Source organism: Couchioplanes caeruleus (genome assembly GCF_023499255.1).
In the GTDB taxonomy this organism is placed as follows: Bacteria; Actinomycetota; Actinomycetes; order Mycobacteriales; family Micromonosporaceae; genus Actinoplanes; species Actinoplanes caeruleus_A.
Genome location: NZ_CP092183.1, coordinates 3,826,990 through 3,841,459, shown reverse-complemented (window position 1 = coordinate 3,841,459; position 14,470 = coordinate 3,826,990). Strand labels below are relative to the sequence as shown.

At 72.3% G+C, this 14,470-nt stretch carries 12 protein-coding genes; 4 read left to right on the top strand and 8 right to left on the bottom strand.

Translation table 11 applies throughout. The annotated features are described in order from the left end of the window. Positions 1-11: 11 nt before the first annotated feature. On the bottom strand, positions 12-1,484 hold the full coding sequence (locus COUCH_RS17750; RefSeq protein WP_249613205.1) for an NADH-quinone oxidoreductase subunit NuoF family protein: 1,473 nt from the start codon (positions 1,482-1,484) through the stop codon (positions 12-14). 73 nt (positions 1,485-1,557) lie between these two features. Next, entirely contained in the window at positions 1,558-3,435 is a 1,878-nt protein-coding gene (locus COUCH_RS17745) for a ferric reductase-like transmembrane domain-containing protein (protein ID WP_249613204.1), read from the bottom strand. Positions 3,436-3,838: 403 nt separating this feature from the next. Between COUCH_RS17745 and COUCH_RS17740 the strand changes: the two genes are divergently transcribed. Beyond that, complete coding sequence (locus tag COUCH_RS17740) at positions 3,839-4,654, top strand: hypothetical protein (protein ID WP_249613203.1); 816 nt, start codon at positions 3,839-3,841, stop codon at positions 4,652-4,654. 149 nt (positions 4,655-4,803) lie between these two features. Here COUCH_RS17740 and COUCH_RS17735 read toward each other — a convergent pair whose 3' ends face one another. The 3 genes from COUCH_RS17735 to COUCH_RS17725 are packed head-to-tail and all read right to left on the bottom strand — an operon-like array spanning position 4,804 to position 6,939. Continuing rightward, positions 4,804-5,559, bottom strand: coding sequence for an arginase family protein (locus COUCH_RS17735; protein WP_249613202.1), 756 nt, complete (start codon positions 5,557-5,559; stop codon positions 4,804-4,806). Between the two features lie 9 nt (positions 5,560-5,568). Beyond that, positions 5,569-6,048 carry a GNAT family N-acetyltransferase gene (locus tag COUCH_RS17730; protein WP_249613201.1) on the bottom strand — a complete coding sequence of 160 codons (480 nt, stop codon included), beginning with the start codon at positions 6,046-6,048 and terminating at the stop codon, positions 5,569-5,571. A 42-nt stretch (positions 6,049-6,090) separates the two neighbouring features. Next, positions 6,091-6,939, bottom strand: a complete 849-nt coding sequence (locus COUCH_RS17725; protein WP_249613200.1) for a methyltransferase domain-containing protein — start codon at positions 6,937-6,939, stop codon at positions 6,091-6,093. Positions 6,940-7,145: 206 nt separating this feature from the next. Here COUCH_RS17725 and COUCH_RS17720 point away from each other — a divergent pair, with 206 nt between their 5' ends. Further along, the gene (locus COUCH_RS17720) at positions 7,146-8,903 is read left to right on the top strand and encodes a glycoside hydrolase family 6 protein (protein ID WP_275980117.1); all 1,758 of its coding nucleotides are present in this window, start codon (positions 7,146-7,148) and stop codon (positions 8,901-8,903) included. Positions 8,904-8,951: 48 nt separating this feature from the next. Here the strand turns inward: COUCH_RS17720 and COUCH_RS39195 are convergent, their stop codons facing one another. Then, positions 8,952-9,059: an MFS transporter small subunit gene (locus tag COUCH_RS39195; protein ID WP_430640946.1), complete on the bottom strand. Its 108-nt coding sequence runs from the start codon at positions 9,057-9,059 to the stop codon at positions 8,952-8,954. Next, positions 9,056-10,441 carry an OFA family MFS transporter gene (locus COUCH_RS17715; protein ID WP_249613199.1) on the bottom strand — a complete coding sequence of 462 codons (1,386 nt, stop codon included), beginning with the start codon at positions 10,439-10,441 and terminating at the stop codon, positions 9,056-9,058. Before COUCH_RS17715 ends, COUCH_RS39195 begins: the two co-directional genes overlap by 4 nt. 102 nt (positions 10,442-10,543) lie before the next feature. Between COUCH_RS17715 and COUCH_RS17710 the strand changes: the two genes are divergently transcribed. Both COUCH_RS17710 and COUCH_RS17705 read left to right on the top strand, forming a co-directional pair. After that, the gene (locus tag COUCH_RS17710; protein WP_249613198.1) at positions 10,544-11,092 is read left to right on the top strand and encodes an RNA polymerase sigma factor; all 549 of its coding nucleotides are present in this window, start codon (positions 10,544-10,546) and stop codon (positions 11,090-11,092) included. Further along, complete coding sequence (locus COUCH_RS17705) at positions 11,089-11,898, top strand: hypothetical protein (protein WP_249613197.1); 810 nt, start codon at positions 11,089-11,091, stop codon at positions 11,896-11,898. Before COUCH_RS17710 ends, COUCH_RS17705 begins: the two co-directional genes overlap by 4 nt. Before the next feature lie 7 nt (positions 11,899-11,905). Here COUCH_RS17705 and COUCH_RS17700 read toward each other — a convergent pair whose 3' ends face one another. After that, positions 11,906-14,419 (bottom strand): LamG-like jellyroll fold domain-containing protein, encoded by a 2,514-nt coding sequence (locus tag COUCH_RS17700; RefSeq protein ID WP_249613196.1) that lies wholly within the window; start codon positions 14,417-14,419, stop codon positions 11,906-11,908. Between the last annotated feature and the right edge of the window lie 51 nt (positions 14,420-14,470).

The following is a 14,470-nucleotide window of genomic DNA, read 5'->3' as shown; positions in this document are numbered from 1 at the left end:
GAGCTTGGACCTCACTTCTTGCCCGCCTCCGTCAGCCGCAGGGCCAGGGCCGGGCACACGTTCACGGCCTTGCGGGCGCCGTTCTCCAGCCACGGCGGCAGCGGCGTCTGCGGGAACGCGGGGAACCCGTTGGCGTCCAGGCGGATGATCTCGGGCGCGACCGCCGAGCAGAGGCCGTGGCCGTCGCAGCGCGACCAGTCCAGCGCGAGCTTCCTGGCACCCTGCTGCTGGTGGTACGGCAGCGGCAGGATCCCGCGTACCTGCTTGCCGCAGCCCTCGCCGTTCGCGTGCAGCTCGACGTCGCGCGCGAAGACCTCCAGCGCGGACAGCGCGAAGCGGGAGGTGCCGTCGGGGTGGCTGCACGCGCCGCGGCCCTTGACCACGCCGGCCGCCTGGCGCACGTTCTCCAGCGCGCTGCCGCCCAGCGCGACCAGCGTCACCGCGCGGGCCAGGTCGGGCAGGCCGAGCCGGCACGGGCCGCACTGGCCTGCGGACTCGCCGGCGAGGTACTGCACGACCTGCGCCACCTCGCCCAGCGGGCAGGTCTGCGAGCCGATCGGGATCAGCATGCCGGCGCCCAGCGTGCCGCCGACCTTGGCGAAGCCCTTGCGGGAGATCGTCACGGTCTTGGCCGCCTCGGCGCTGATCCACTTGCCGTGGTAACCGCCGACCAGCAGGCCCGGGCCGATGTCGGCGCCGCACATCTCCAGCACCTCCATCAGCGGGGTGCCCGTGGGCGCCTCGACGACGGCGGGTGCGGTCGACGAGCCGCCGACGGTCAGCATGACCGTGCCGGGCTCCTCGGGGATGCCGACCGCGTTGTACTCCCACGGCCCCAGCCGGGCCGCGATGGCCAGCTGCGAGTACGTCTCCGCGTTGGACAGCAGCGTGGGCAGGCCGGCCACGCCGTTGTCGCTGGAGCGGACCTTGCGCCCGGGCGGGATGTGCGCCTCGCCGTTGATGCCGCGGACCAGCGCGCCGCCCTCGCCGGAGATGAAGCGGTGCGGCACGGTCACGATCCGCGTCGGCACCGGCATCCGCCGTTCGGCGAGGGCTTCGGCCAGCGAGTCCATGCCGATGCCGTCGTCGGCGACGCCGATGACGATCTCCTCGGCGTCGAGGGCGGCCGCGGCCAGCGCGGCGCCGTCGAGGATGAGGTGCGGGCCCCGGGTCAGGATCGCCTTGTCCTTCCACGAGGGCGGCTCACCCTCGGTGGCGTTGACCACGATGATCGGCGGCAGGTCCTGGCGGCGGCAGGAGTCGAGCACCGCGCGCAGCTTGCGGGCGAACGGGAACCCCGCCCCGCCACGCCCGCGCAGCTCGATGCGGTCGGCGAGCCCGATCAGCTCGCCGCTGGACAGGGCCGCGAATCCGCCGTGCACCTCCTGGTGCGCGAGCAGGTCGAGGCGCCCGTACTCATCGAAACCCGCGGTGATCCGCGGCGTTCCGATGGCGGTGACGGGTGGAACCTTTCCGGAGGTCAAGACAACCCCCCGCCTGCCGCGGCCCGGTTGCAACCGTGATCACGGAGCCCCATGGTGATTCCGCTTCGCTCCATCACTGAGCTTCCCCTCGCAGCTGCGCCCAGTACATGTCGTCAGCTGCATCGTCGGCCGTGCGGCTCCGCGATCCCCTGCGGGCCCCCCGGCCCGACCCGGAACGCACGGGTTCCTGCTGTGCTGCCCTGCGAGCCCGGCGCTGCGCCATGTCGACGAGGGTGGGCGTCTCGTCGGGCTCGAGGTAGTTCGGGTCGGCGTCGGTGCCGGCCAGGTCCACGAACTCACTGCGGCTGTGCCGTCCCGAGTCGGCGCGGTCGACGTCGGCGCCCCGGTCGCGCCGGGCCCGGGGCGCATCCTCGTCCTCCTCGGCGTAGCGGGAGGAGCGCGACGGGCGCGGCGGCTCGTCGTCGGCGTACCGGGCGGTGCGGCGGCGCGGCGGGGCGTCGTCGTACCGGTCGTCGTCGGCGTAGCGGCGCTGGCGCGGGGCCGGCGGCTCGTCGTCGGCGTACCGGGAGAGCGGCAGGTCCTCGGCGGCGCGGCGGCTGCGCGGCACGGGTACGACGTCCTCGTCCTCGTCGGCGTACCGGCGGCCCCGGGGGCGGGGAGCCGGCTCGTCGTCCAGGTCCGTGTCGGCGTAGCGGCGTGAGCGCGGCCGCGGCGCCTCCTCGTACGCCTCCTCCGCCCGGCGGCGTCCGCGCGGCGCGGGCAGCTCGTCCTCGTCGTCGTAGCGGCGCGGCCCGTCCTCGATCGCCCGGCGCGGGAAGGCGCCGGTGGGCTCGTCGAACCGCTCGCCGCGGCGCTGCCGGGGAGCCGGCACGTCGTCCTCGGCGTAGCGCCGCGAGCGCGGGGCCGGCAGGTCGTCCTCGTCGTCCTCGAACGTCCAGCGCTGGGTGGGCGCGTCGTCGAAGTCGCGGCGGCGGCGGGCCCGCTCGTCCTCGTCGGGGCGCCGGCGCACGGGGCGCTCGGCGGCGGGGGCGGCGCTGACCGGCGCGGGCGCAGCCGGGCTGACCGGGCGGGCGGGCGGCTCGGCCATCGCCGGCGCGGCGCTGCGGGCGGGCGCGGCGGGCTGCCACGGCTCGACGGCGTTGCCGCGGTCCGAGACGATCGGGTCCTCGCCGCGGCTGCGGCTCCGGCCGCGGCCCTTGGCGATCACGCCGGTGGTGGGTGCCAGCTTGCCGACCGGCTTCATGCCGCCGGTGCCGCCGGCGGTGCCGGCCTGCGAGGCGAAGTCCTTCTTGCGGTTCAGGCTGACCGCGAGGCGTACGGCGAGCCCGATGAGCACGCCGAGCACGCAGACGACGTAGCTGACGATGACCCAGACGGCGGCGGGGCGGCCGGCGTTGAGCCCGTGCAGCAGGGCGATCGGCCAGGTCAGGTACGAGATGCTGTGCACGGCCCGCCACATCCACGGCTTGCCGCGGCCGATGAACCGCGCCCGGATGATGCCGGTCCACATCGTCATCACCATGACGTACGCGGAGATCGTGCCGAACCCGACGAAGAGCTTGTTGAGGCCCGGGTACATGAACGGGATGAACACGTCGAGCAGCCGGATGTGGCTCTCGGCGAACTTCGTCCAGAGGTGGATGAACAGGGCGGATACCGCCATCACGCCGGTCGTGCGGTGCGCCGACTGCAGCAGCAGGCGCTGACGGATCGACAGTACGAGGCGGTCGGTGGAGACCAGCCCGATCATGATCGTGATCGAGAGCGACACGAGCGCGAGCACGCCCATGTAGTACTCGAGGTAGTAGAAGATGTAGACGTACGCGACCCGGCCCTGCGGGATCAGCATCATCACCGACCAGACGGCGGCCAGGATCGACACCGCGAACAGGGCGATGGTGAGCTTCGACGGTGGTGTCCGGCCACCGGTGGCACCCATCTCGACGTCCACACGACTGGTGGATCGTTCTTTCGTCTTCGTCCGGGCCATGGCTCCTCGTTCTCCGCAGCGGTGTGGCGTCCGTCGTGGGCATTCGCCGACGCCGGCATCCGTGGGGGATGCCCCGCGCTCGTTACTGTCGGGCGGTCCGGTGCTGCCTTCCTTTCCTCACGGTCTGTCGTCCCCGGTCCCTGCCCTTCCCCATCTACGTGCGGGGGGCCGGATCGGATGAACGTTCGGGCACTCTTTTGCGGCGAAGTTTGCGCCGCCCTGCTGGGCCACCCCGGAAAACGCGGCTCGACCAGGGAAGACACCGTCTCGCAACCGGGCGCTGAGGCAAAAATAATGTGGCCCGCACCGACGATCCTGCGCGGGCGGTGAACCTTTCGCGACCGAGCGCCGAACTACCTCACGTGCGAGCACTTCAGTGACATTCAGTGAGGAGATGATTGCTGTGCGGCATCGCGCTGCATTGGCGGCGACCGCCCTGGCGGCGGCCGCGGCGACGCTCGCCCTGCCGGGCCCGGCTTCCGCGGTGGAGCCCGGCTTCGCGGTACGAATCACCGAGCTGCCGGCGACCTTCGGGGCGGGCGCCGAGAGCCGGACGCTGACGGTCGTCGCGTCCACCGACCGCGTCCGCTGCCTGAAGGTGCGGTGGTCGCTCGTGCTGCGGGCAGAGGGACCCGCCCTCGACCAGATCGAGGTGGACCGGGTCGAGGAGAACGGCGCCTTTCCCGTACGCGTGCAGACCAGCGGCGACACGGCCCGGATCACCGACGTCGGCCTCGACCCCGGTCAGCTGTGCCGGGGCCGTACGGTGACCGCCCGCTACCGGATCAGCTTCGACGACGACGCGGCCACCGGGCGGGCCGAGTTCCAGCCGCAGGCGTTCGACGCGGCCGGCACCCTGCTGCAGCAGGCCTCGGGGCAGAGCCCGGTCGTCGGCCAGCAGCCCACGGCCACCGAGTCGCCCACGGAGACGGCCGAGCCGACGCCGACGCCGACCGCGGAGGAGACGCGGGATTCCGGGGACGAGGCGATCGACGGCGGCGACGAGGCGACATCCACGCCCGAGCCGGCCGAGTCCGACGTCATCGGCGCCGTGCCCGCCTCCGCGAGCGGGGACGGGCCGAGCCTGCTGGGACCCGGCCTCATCGTGGGCGCGGTGCTGGTCTTCCTGGGAGTGGCGCTGCTGCTCCGGCTGCGGATGCGCGGCCGCGGGCCGTCGCGGCACGGCGCCCTGCCCACCGGGTTCCCCGCCGGCCGGTGACCCGGACTTGCGGTAAACCTGCACAAGACTTCAGACGGAGTTAAGAGACCGTCGCGGAACGTAGCCCTAGGGTGGGTCGAGCGCTACCCGAGACCTTTCCGAGGGGCCGGATGCCGGTGCCCTGCCGATACGGCGGGGCACCGGCATCGTCATCCCGGCTCGCCCGCCCCCACCAGCGCCGCGATCAGCTCCGCCCGCTCGCGCGGCTCCCCCGCCGGCTGCCACGTGCACGCGATGTCGAGCACGGCAACGCGGCCGGTGGCCCGGATCCGGGCGACCGCGGCGGCCACCTCCGGCCCGGCCGGGCCGCCCGGCGCCGGGAAGAGCAGCCCCGGCAGCTCGCCGGAGTCCACCACGTCGACGTCGACGTGCACGATCAGCGGCCCCTCCGGCAGGTCGGCGGCCGAGAGTCCGGCGACCGCGGATCGGCGTACGCGGCTCGTCGCCAGATAGGCGGCCTCGGGCGGGTCGAGGTCGCGCGCACCGACCAGCACGACGCGCTCCTCCGGGACGGGCCGCATGCCGGAGCGCTCCGCGAGCAGCTCCGGGTGTGCGCCCATGGCGAGCCGCAGCGACAGTCCGCCCAGGTAGCCGGAACTGGTCGTCTCGAGCGTGTGCACGTCGCCGTGGGCGTCGAACCAGATCAGGGCCGGGTCCAGGCCGGCCCGCTGCGCACCGGTCAGCACGGCGAGGCCCACCAGGCAGTCACCGGAGAGGACGGTCACCGGCAGCGGCGAACCCGCCACCGTCGCGGCCACCGCCTCGTGCAGGACCGCCATCCGGGCCCAGCGGTCGCCGGCGGGCAGCTCCGGACCGACCACCGTGGGCGGCTCGCCGCCGGGTGCGGGGATCAGGCCGTCCGGGAGCCGGTCGTCATGGTGGTACGGGACCACGATCGTCGCCATCGCGTCAGCCTACGGACCGTCCAGGCGCAGCACCGTCTCCTCGATCTCCGCACCGCGGCCGGTCGCGTACGCCACCTCGGTGCCGACCTTGCGGAAGCCGGCCTTGCGCAGCACCGCGAGCGAGCCGGCGTTGTCGCTGGCGGCCCGGGCGGTGATCGGGCGTACGGCGAGCGTGCCCAGGTACAGCCGCACCGCGGCGGTGGCCACGCCCCGGCCCCACCAGGACCGGCCGAACCAGTAGGTGATCTCGGTGTCCGTGCCGACCGGGAAGCTGGCGATGGTCCCGGCCAGCTCGCCGTCGGCCGTGACGGCCCACAGGTCGATCTCGGGCGAGGTGCGCAGCCGGCGCATGTGCGCGTCGAACTCGGCCCGGTCCTCGGGGTCGTCGGCGGTGAAGGCGGCCATCCGGACGGCCACGGGGTCGCGCATCTGGTCGAAGATGCCGTCGAGGTCGTCGTCGCGTACCGGACGCAGTTCTATCTCCGCCATGTGGTCCCCCCGTCCGGCGATGTGGCGGCAGCCTACCGTCCCTCAGGGGCGCACCGCGGCCAGGTGGACGTGCGCGGAGGTGCGGCGCGTCGGCTCGCCGCGGGCCACCATCCCGCGGACGTACGCCTCCAGCTGCCGCTGCTCGTCCGGGGCGAGCGCGGCCGCCATCGCCTCGGCGTACGTGGGCGCCAGCGGGTTGGGCGCGGTGTGCCGCAGCGCGTCCCAGTCCGCGATCGGCGGGCCGGTCACGTCGGCCTCCGCGCGGTAGTCCATGACGACCTCGCGGAACCCCGCCTCCCGGACCAGCCGCATCAGGTCCCGCTCGTCGAAGTCCACCATGGCCTCGACCACCGGGTACGCTGCGACGACCCGGGCCGCGAGCTCCGCGACGGGCGTCATGTCCAGCCCGAACAGCCGCCCGTCGGCGCCGAACCGGTTGATCGGCTCGAAGACGGACAGCCGCCCGCCGGGGCGCAGGGCCCGCAGCATCTCGGCGAAGGCCTCGGCCTTGCGCGGCACGTAGATCAGCACGGACCGGGTCATGACCACGTCGACCGACGCATCCCGCACGCCGCTCAGGTCGTCGGCGCCGGCGAGCACGAACGAGCACCGCTCGTCGCCCGCCGCGGCGCTGCGGCACGCCTCCAGCACGTCGGCGGAGATGTCGCTGAAGACGACCCGGCCGTCCGCGCCCACCCGCTCGAGCGCGCCGAACCCGAGCAGGCCCGTCCCGGTGCCCACGTCCAGCACGGTGTCGCCGGCGGCGATCCGGGCCCGGTCCAGCACGCCGTCGCGGTACGCGGCCAGCACCGCAGCGAACTCGGCGCGGATCCCCGCGTCCCCGCCGTCGCGCCGGTGCTGCAGCCAGGCGGCCCACTTGTCCGTCGTCATCGGACCACGCTACGACGCCTGCCGGGGCCCGGATCCGGCGTGCCACGGCAGCGGTGGCAAAAAGTTTCGCGGCCATTACGTATTGATGTCATGGGAGCGCTCCCATACTCTGAAGCCGTCGCCGGGTCAGTGACACTCTTCGATCCGGCGATCGTTGAGGCCGTGCCTGCCCCGGGCACAGCCACGTCTCCCAGGAGCGCTCGCGCATGAGACCACGTCCCCACAGTGTGGCGCGCGGCCTGACCGCCGCCGCCGCCATCACCCTCCTCACCGGCGCAGGCATAGCCGTCGCCTCACAAGCCAGCGCCGCGGCCGGATGCCGGGTGACTTACTCGGTCAACCAGTGGAACACCGGGTTCACCGCGAACGTCTCGGTGACCAACCTCGGCGACCCGATCTCCGGCGGCTGGAACCTCGCCTGGGACTTCGCCGGCAACCAGCGCGTCACCCAGGGCTGGAGCGGCACCTTCACCCAGTCCGGCCAGCACGTGAGCGTGGCCAGCCCGTCGTACGCGAACAACCTCGCCACGAACGCGTCGGCCTCGTTCGGCTTCAACGCCGACTACTCGGGCACCAACGCCGCGCCGACGGTGTTCACGCTCAACGGCACGCAGTGCACGGGACAGGTCCCCACCTCGCCCGGCACGCCGTCGAACCCGAGCACGCCGCCGTCCAACCCGAGCACGCCGCCCAGCGGCCCGACCAGCCCGCCGCCGGCCGGCACGAAGGTCGACAACCCGTACGCGGGCGCCAAGGGCTACGTCAACCCGGAGTGGAAGGCCAAGGCGGACGCGGAGCCCGGCGGCAGCCGCGTCTCCAGCAACCCGACGGCCGTGTGGCTGGACCGGATCGCCGCGATCGCGGGCACCAGCGACTCGAGCTCCAACGGCGCGATGGGCCTGCGCGACCACCTGGACGCCGCCCTCGCCCAGGGCGCCGGCTACATCCAGCTGGTCATCTACAACCTGCCCGGCCGGGACTGCTCGGCGCTGGCCTCCAACGGTGAGCTGGGCGTCAACGACCTGCCGCGGTACAAGTCGGAGTACATCGACCCGATCGCCGCGATCGAGGGCGACGCGAAGTACAAGAACCTGCGCATCATCAACGTGGTCGAGATCGACTCGCTGCCGAACCTGGTGACCAACACCAACGTGGCCACCTGCGCCACGATGAAGTCCAACGGCGGCTACGTGCAGGGCGTCGGGTACGCGCTGAACAAGCTCGGCGCCATCTCGAACGTCTACAACTACGTCGACGCGGCGCACCACGGCTGGATCGGCTGGGACACGAACTTCGGTCCGACCGCGGACATCATGCTCGAGGCGGCCAAGGCCTCCGGCAACGTGAAGAACGTGACCGGCTTCATCACCAACACGGCGAACTACTCGGCGCTGACCGAGCCGTACTTCACGATCAACACGAACGTGAACGGCACCTCGGTGCGGCAGTCCAAGTGGGTCGACTGGAACTACTACGTCGACGAGCTGACGTTCGCCCAGGCGTTCCGGCAGAAGCTGGTCCAGGTCGGCTTCGACTCCGGCATCGGCATGCTGATCGACACCTCCCGCAACGGCTGGGGCGGCGCCAACCGGCCCGCCGCGGCGAGCACGTCGACCAACGTCGACACCTTCGTCAACCAGTCGCGCATCGACCGCCGGATCCACGCCGGCAACTGGTGCAACCAGGACGGCGCGGGCCTCGGCGAGCGGCCGCGGGCCAACCCGGCCACCGGCATCGACGCCTACGTCTGGGTCAAGCCCCCGGGCGAGTCGGACGGCTCGAGCACCCTGATCCCGAACGACGAGGGCAAGGGCTTCGACCGGATGTGCGACCCGACCTACACCGGCAACGAGCGCAACGGCAACAGCCCGACGGGCGCCCTGCCCAACGCGCCGATCTCCGGAGCGTGGTTCTCCGCGCAGTTCCGCCAGCTGATGGCGAACGCGTACCCGCCGCTCTCCTGATCGACTGAGCACGAGAGGCGGCTCGGCATCACGCCGGGCCGCCTCTTCTCATGGGAACAGCTTCGCGGCGGTGATCGCGGTCTGGATCACGCCGTACCCGAGCAGCACGGTGACCAGCGCCCACGACAGCGCGATGCGGACCGGGGAGGTCTTCATGCGACCGCCTCCTGCTTCTCCGGCTGCTCGTGGAAGCGGGCGGGTACCGGCTGCACGAGCAGGTTGGCGACGAATCCGACGGCCAGGATCGCGACCATCGTGAACAGCGCCGGCTGGTACGCCGACGAGGTGAGCGTGCCCGGCTTGCCCTGCGCGTCGAGGAAGCCGTTGACGATCAGCGGGCCGGCGACGCCCGCGGCGGACCAGGCGGTGAGCAGGCGGCCGTGGATGGCACCCACCTGGTACGTGCCGAACAGGTCCCGCAGGTACGCCGGCACGGTCGCGAACCCACCGCCGTAGAAGGACAGGATCACGCCGGCCAGCACCACGAACAGGCCCACCGCGGTGTGCCCGACGCTGGCGAGCAGCGCGTACAGGATCATGCCGACGCCCAGGTAGAGCAGATAGATGCGCTTGCGGCCGATGATGTCCGAGGTCGTCGACCAGGCGAACCGGCCGGCCATGTTGAACAGCGAGAGCAGCCCGACGAAGCCCGACGCGGCCGCCACCGCCACCGCCGACCTGCCGTCCGAGCCGCGGAAGAAGTCCTGGATCATCGGGCTGGCCTGCTCGAGGATGCCGATGCCGGCGGTCACGTTGCAGAACAGCACGACCCACAGCAGCCAGAAGCTGCGCGTCCTGATCGCGTTGGCGGCCGACACGCTGGCGGTGGTGACCAGCGCCTTCTCCTTCACCGAGGCCGGGTCGAAGCCGTCGGGCACCCAGTCGTCGGCGGGTACGCGCATGTTGAGCACGCCGAACATCATGATCACGAAGTAGCCGATGCCCAGGGTCAGGAACAGCGCGACGAGCGCACCCCCGGACGCGACCGAGGTCGACACGTCGGGGTCGTAACCGGCGTCGTAGTACGACAGCAGCTGCCGCGACAGCGGGCTCGCGATCAGTGCGCCGCCACCGAAGCCCATGATGGCCAGGCCGGTCGCGAGGCCGGGGCGGTCCGGGAACCACTTGATCAGCGTGGAGACCGGGGAGATGTAGCCGATGCCCAGGCCGATGCCGCCGAGCACGCCGTACCCGAGGTAGACCAGCCACAGCTGCTTCGTACTGATGCCGAGCGCGGCGACCAGGAAGCCGGCGGTCCAGAAGCAGGCGGACACGAACATGGCCTTGCGCGGGCCGTTCGCCTCGACCCAGGTCCCGCCGACCGCCGCGGACAGGCCGAGCATGACGATGGCGATGCTGAAGATGACACCGACCGCGGTCTGGCCGGTGTCGAAGTGCTGGACGAAGGAGTTCTTGTAGACGCTGGTGGCGTACACCTGGCCGATGCACAGGTGCACCGACAGCGCGGCCGGCGGGATCAGCCACCGGCTGAAACCGGGCGGCGCCACGGAGTGCTTGCGGTCGAGCGCGGACAGCATGACGGCGCCTCCCTGAGCCGATCACGGTGATCGATAGGAGGTCATCATCAACCCACGCAAATATTGCCGCAACAAATAGCGGGCGGGCGGACATAAGCAGACGTGACAGCGCAGACCGAACGGCGCGACGACGACCTCGGCGACGAGGCCGGCTTCGGCGCCGCGTTCGACCGGCACTGCCGGGCCGTGTACAACCACGCGTTCCGGCTGACCGGCTCGTGGAGCGTGGCCGAGGACGTCACCCAGGCCACGTTCCTGCTCGCGTGGCGCAAGCGCGGCCGGGTACGCCTCGTCGACGGTTCCGCCCTGCCGTGGCTGCTCGTGGTCGCCGGCAACTGCGCCCGTACGGAACACCGGTCGGCCCGCCGGCGCCGCGCCCTGCTGCACCGGGTGCCGGCCGAGCGGGAGCACGACCCGGCCGACGACGTGGCCGGCCGCCTCGACGACGAGCGCCGGATGCGGGAGGTGCTGGCGGCGGTCCGCGGGCTGCCGCGCGCCGAGCGGGAGGCCGTGGCCCTGTGCCTCTGGTCCGGCGTCGCGTACGCCGAGGCCGCCGCCGTCCTCGGCATCACGGAGGTGTCCGTCCGCTCGCGGGTCAGCCGCGCCCGGGCACGCCTCGCCGGAATCCTCGACCTCTCGGAGGAACGATGAGCGACCTGCCGGGCGTACCCGCCGACCGCGACCTGCCGCCGCGGCGGGCCGAGCGGATGCGTCAGGACCTGCTGCGCGCCACCCGCGAACGGCCCCGGCACGCCCGCCGGTGGCTGGCCGCCGCCGTCGCCACCGGGCTCACGCTGGTGGCGGCCGGCGCCGTCGTCGCCCACGTCCGCGACGAGCCGGCGGTGCAGGTGCTGGCGATGGGCCCGGGCGAGCTCGACGGCACGCTGCGCCGCGCCGCCGACGAGTGCCTCGAGTGGGCCGGCCGGGACGGTGGTTTCCGCGTACCCCTCGGGCTGAGCGATCTCGCCGTGAGCGCCCGCCAGGGCGACCGGGCCGCCGTGCTGTTCCTCTCCGGCGCCGGCTACGCGGCGTGTGACTTCGAGCTCGGCCGCCGCGAGTCGAGCGGCGGCATCAACTCGGAGCCGTGGGCGCACCGGGAATGGCTGCCCGGACCGGTGCAGCGGCTGAGCCTCTCGTCGTCCGAGGCCGACGGCGGGGCGGTGGCCGTGCTGGGCCGGGTCACCGGCCGGGTCCACCGGCTGGTGCTGGAGCACGGCGACGGCCGCACGACCACGGCCCGGCTGCGCGACGGCGCGTTCGGCATCGTCACCCGCACCGCGGACGTCCGCCCGGACGCCGAGCTGGTCAGCTACGACGCCGCGGGCCACGAGATCGACCGGCGGCCGCTGTTCCCCGGTCCCCGCCGGGACGAGCAGTGCTGGACCGATCCGGCCGGCACGGTCATGTACGGAACGCTCGGCGGGACGTGTCGTCCCGCCGAGCGCTGGAACCGCTAGAGAACCGTCAGTTGCCGGAGTCGTACAGGGCCTTGATCTCGGTGGCGGACAGCGCGCGGTCGTACAGGTGGACCTGGTCGACCGTGCCGTCGAGGTAGTCCACGGCGTTGCCGCCGTACTTGCCCCGGCCGATCACCGTGTTGCCGGTCGGCGCCGCCTGCGGCAGGCAGGCGCTGGTGTGCCCGGCCAGCTCGCCGTCGACGTAGAGGCGCAGCTCCCCCTTGACCGAGTCGCGCACGCCGGTGAGGTGGTACCAGCGGCCGACCTCCGGCTTGACCGGACCGAGCGCCCGGACGCCCGCGAAGCTCATCGCGAACCGCTGGTCGGCGCCGGAGTACTGCAGGAAGAAGTCGCTGGTGCTCGGCCCGTCCTGGCTGACGACGGTCTGGAAAGCGCCGTCGGCCTTGTCGAGCTTCACCCACGCCGACGCGGTGTAGTCCGAGGCCGTGTTGAGGATCGGCGCGCCGGTGTCGACGTACTGCGAGGAGCCGTTGAGGTCCAGGCCCTGGCCCTTCTTGGCGTCGACGTACTGGGGGCCGCCGGCGAGCGTGCCGTCGTGGTCGCCGGCCGCGTCCTCGGCGGTGCCGTCGAGCGGGTAGAACGACACACCGGTCAGGCCCGGGGTGCCGGCCGGCGGCTGCGGCACGTTCGACGCGCTGCCGTCCGCCTTGGCGATGATCTCCTGGTTGATCGCCCGGACCTGGTTGAAGTCCATCTTGGGCACCTGGCGGTCGTACGTCCAGAAGCCGTTGAGCTCGCCCTCCACGTCGGTGATCTGGGTGTAGATCGCCGCGCTGATGCCGCAGGACTGCGCGGCCGTGATGACCTTGCGCTGGTTCTCGACGTACTTGCGGGTCAGCGTGGCGGAGTCGGGCTCCATCTCGTACGCCTGCCCGGTGCCGAACCACATGTGGTTGGAGACCTTGAGGCCGTACCCGCCGTGCTCGCCGTCGATCGACACCCGGGTGGCGTCGGGCGACGGGGAGGCCGGGCCGCCGTTGTTGTACTCGTGGAAGTCGATGACGTCGCCCTTGCCGGAGTCACCGTGCGAGTTGCAGCAGTTCACGCCGCTGTGCGCGTTCACCAGGCGGCTCGGGTCCTGCTTCTTGACGTCCTCGGCGATGCGGCCGGTGGCCGTGCGGTCCCACTCGCCCCAGCCCTCGTTGAACGGGATCCAGGCGATGATCGACGTCCAGCTCTGGTGCTCGCGGACCATCTCGTGCAGCTCGGCCTCGAACTGGTCGCGCCACTCCGGCGGGATCGGGCCGGTGTTGGCGGCCGGCATGTCCTGCCAGACCAGCAGGCCCAGCTTGTCGGCCCAGTAGTACCAGCGGTCGGGCTCGACCTTGATGTGCTTGCGCACCGTGTTGAAGCCCATGACCTTGTGCTGCTCGAGGTCGAACTTGAGCGCCGCGTCGGTCGGCGCGGTGTTCAGGCCGTCCGGCCAGAAACCCTGGTCCAGCGTGGACATGTTGAACAGGATCTTGCCGTTGAGCGCGATCCGGAGCTTGCCGTCGGCGCCCTTCCTGGTGCCGATCTCGCGCATGCCGAAGTAGGACTGCACGGTGTCGAGGACGCGGGTGCCGTTGAGCAGCGTGACCTCGAGGTCGTAGAGGTACGGGTCGTCCGGCGTCCACACGTGGGCGTTCGGGACGGGCACCGAGAGCTGCGTACCCGCGGCGCCGGTGACCTTGCCGACGACCTTGCCCTTGCTGCGCGCGACCGCGCGCACCTTGAGGCCCTCGCCGCGGACGGTGTTCGCGGTGAGCTTGAGCGCCGAGGCGGACAGGTCCGGGGTCAGCTTGAGGTCGGCGATGCTGGAGGCCGCGACCGGCTCCATCCACACCGTGCGCCAGATGCCGGAGCTGCCCTGGTAGAAGATGCCGTGGTCGCCGACCCGGCGCTGCTTGCCGATGGGCTGGCCGGTGGCGTCGGTGAGGTCCTCGGCCCAGACGATCAGCTCCTGCGGGCCGGTCTTGACCAGCGCGTCGGTGACGTCGACGTCGAAGCCGTCGTAACCGCCGCGGTGGGTGGCGACCTGCTTGCCGTTGACGAAGATCTTCGAGTCGTAGTCGATCGCGCCGAAGTGCATCTGCAGGCGCTGCCCCCGGCCGACCTTCCAGTCGGACGGGACCGTGAACGTGCGCCGGTACCACATGCGGTCCTCGTGGCGCTCGATGCCGGACAGCGCCGACTCGATCGGGTACGGCACCAGCACGCGCTCGCCGAGCGACTGGCCGGTGGGCACGGCCTGGCCGGTCTCGGCCTTCGCGAACTCCCAGACGCCGTTGAGGTTCTGCCAGCGGCTGCGCACCAGCTGCGGGCGCGGGTACTCGGGCAGGGCGTTGTCGGGACCCACCGCGTCGGTCCAGGGGGTGGCGATCGGCGGGACGCCCTTGTGCCAGGTGGGCTCGGCGGCCGCGGCGGCGGGCGCGGCGCCGGGCGCGGCGGCCCCCACGGCCAGGAGAGTGACGGCTGCCACTGCTATGGCGTGCCGCCGGCGGGTCCGGGGTCTGTTCACGCGCGTGGTCCCTTCGGAGCGGAAGTGACGCGGGCAGCGCAGATCGACACC

What these genes read in the sequence shown, in the direction of transcription:
- COUCH_RS17745 (WP_249613204.1), bottom strand. Translation starts at nt 3,435, where the DNA reads ATGGCCCGGACGAAGACGAAAGAACGATCCACCAGTCGTGTGGACGTC.
- COUCH_RS17735 (WP_249613202.1), bottom strand. Translation starts at nt 5,559, where the DNA reads ATGGCGACGATCGTGGTCCCGTACCACCATGACGACCGGCTCCCGGAC.
- COUCH_RS17730 (WP_249613201.1), bottom strand. Translation starts at nt 6,048, where the DNA reads ATGGCGGAGATAGAACTGCGTCCGGTACGCGACGACGACCTCGACGGC.
- COUCH_RS17725 (WP_249613200.1), bottom strand. Translation starts at nt 6,939, where the DNA reads ATGACGACGGACAAGTGGGCCGCCTGGCTGCAGCACCGGCGCGACGGC.
- COUCH_RS17720 (WP_275980117.1), top strand. Translation starts at nt 7,146, where the DNA reads ATGAGACCACGTCCCCACAGTGTGGCGCGCGGCCTGACCGCCGCCGCC.
- COUCH_RS39195 (WP_430640946.1), bottom strand. Translation starts at nt 9,059, where the DNA reads ATGAAGACCTCCCCGGTCCGCATCGCGCTGTCGTGGGCGCTGGTCACC.
- COUCH_RS17715 (WP_249613199.1), bottom strand. Translation starts at nt 10,441, where the DNA reads ATGCTGTCCGCGCTCGACCGCAAGCACTCCGTGGCGCCGCCCGGTTTC.
- COUCH_RS17705 (WP_249613197.1), top strand. Translation starts at nt 11,089, where the DNA reads ATGAGCGACCTGCCGGGCGTACCCGCCGACCGCGACCTGCCGCCGCGG.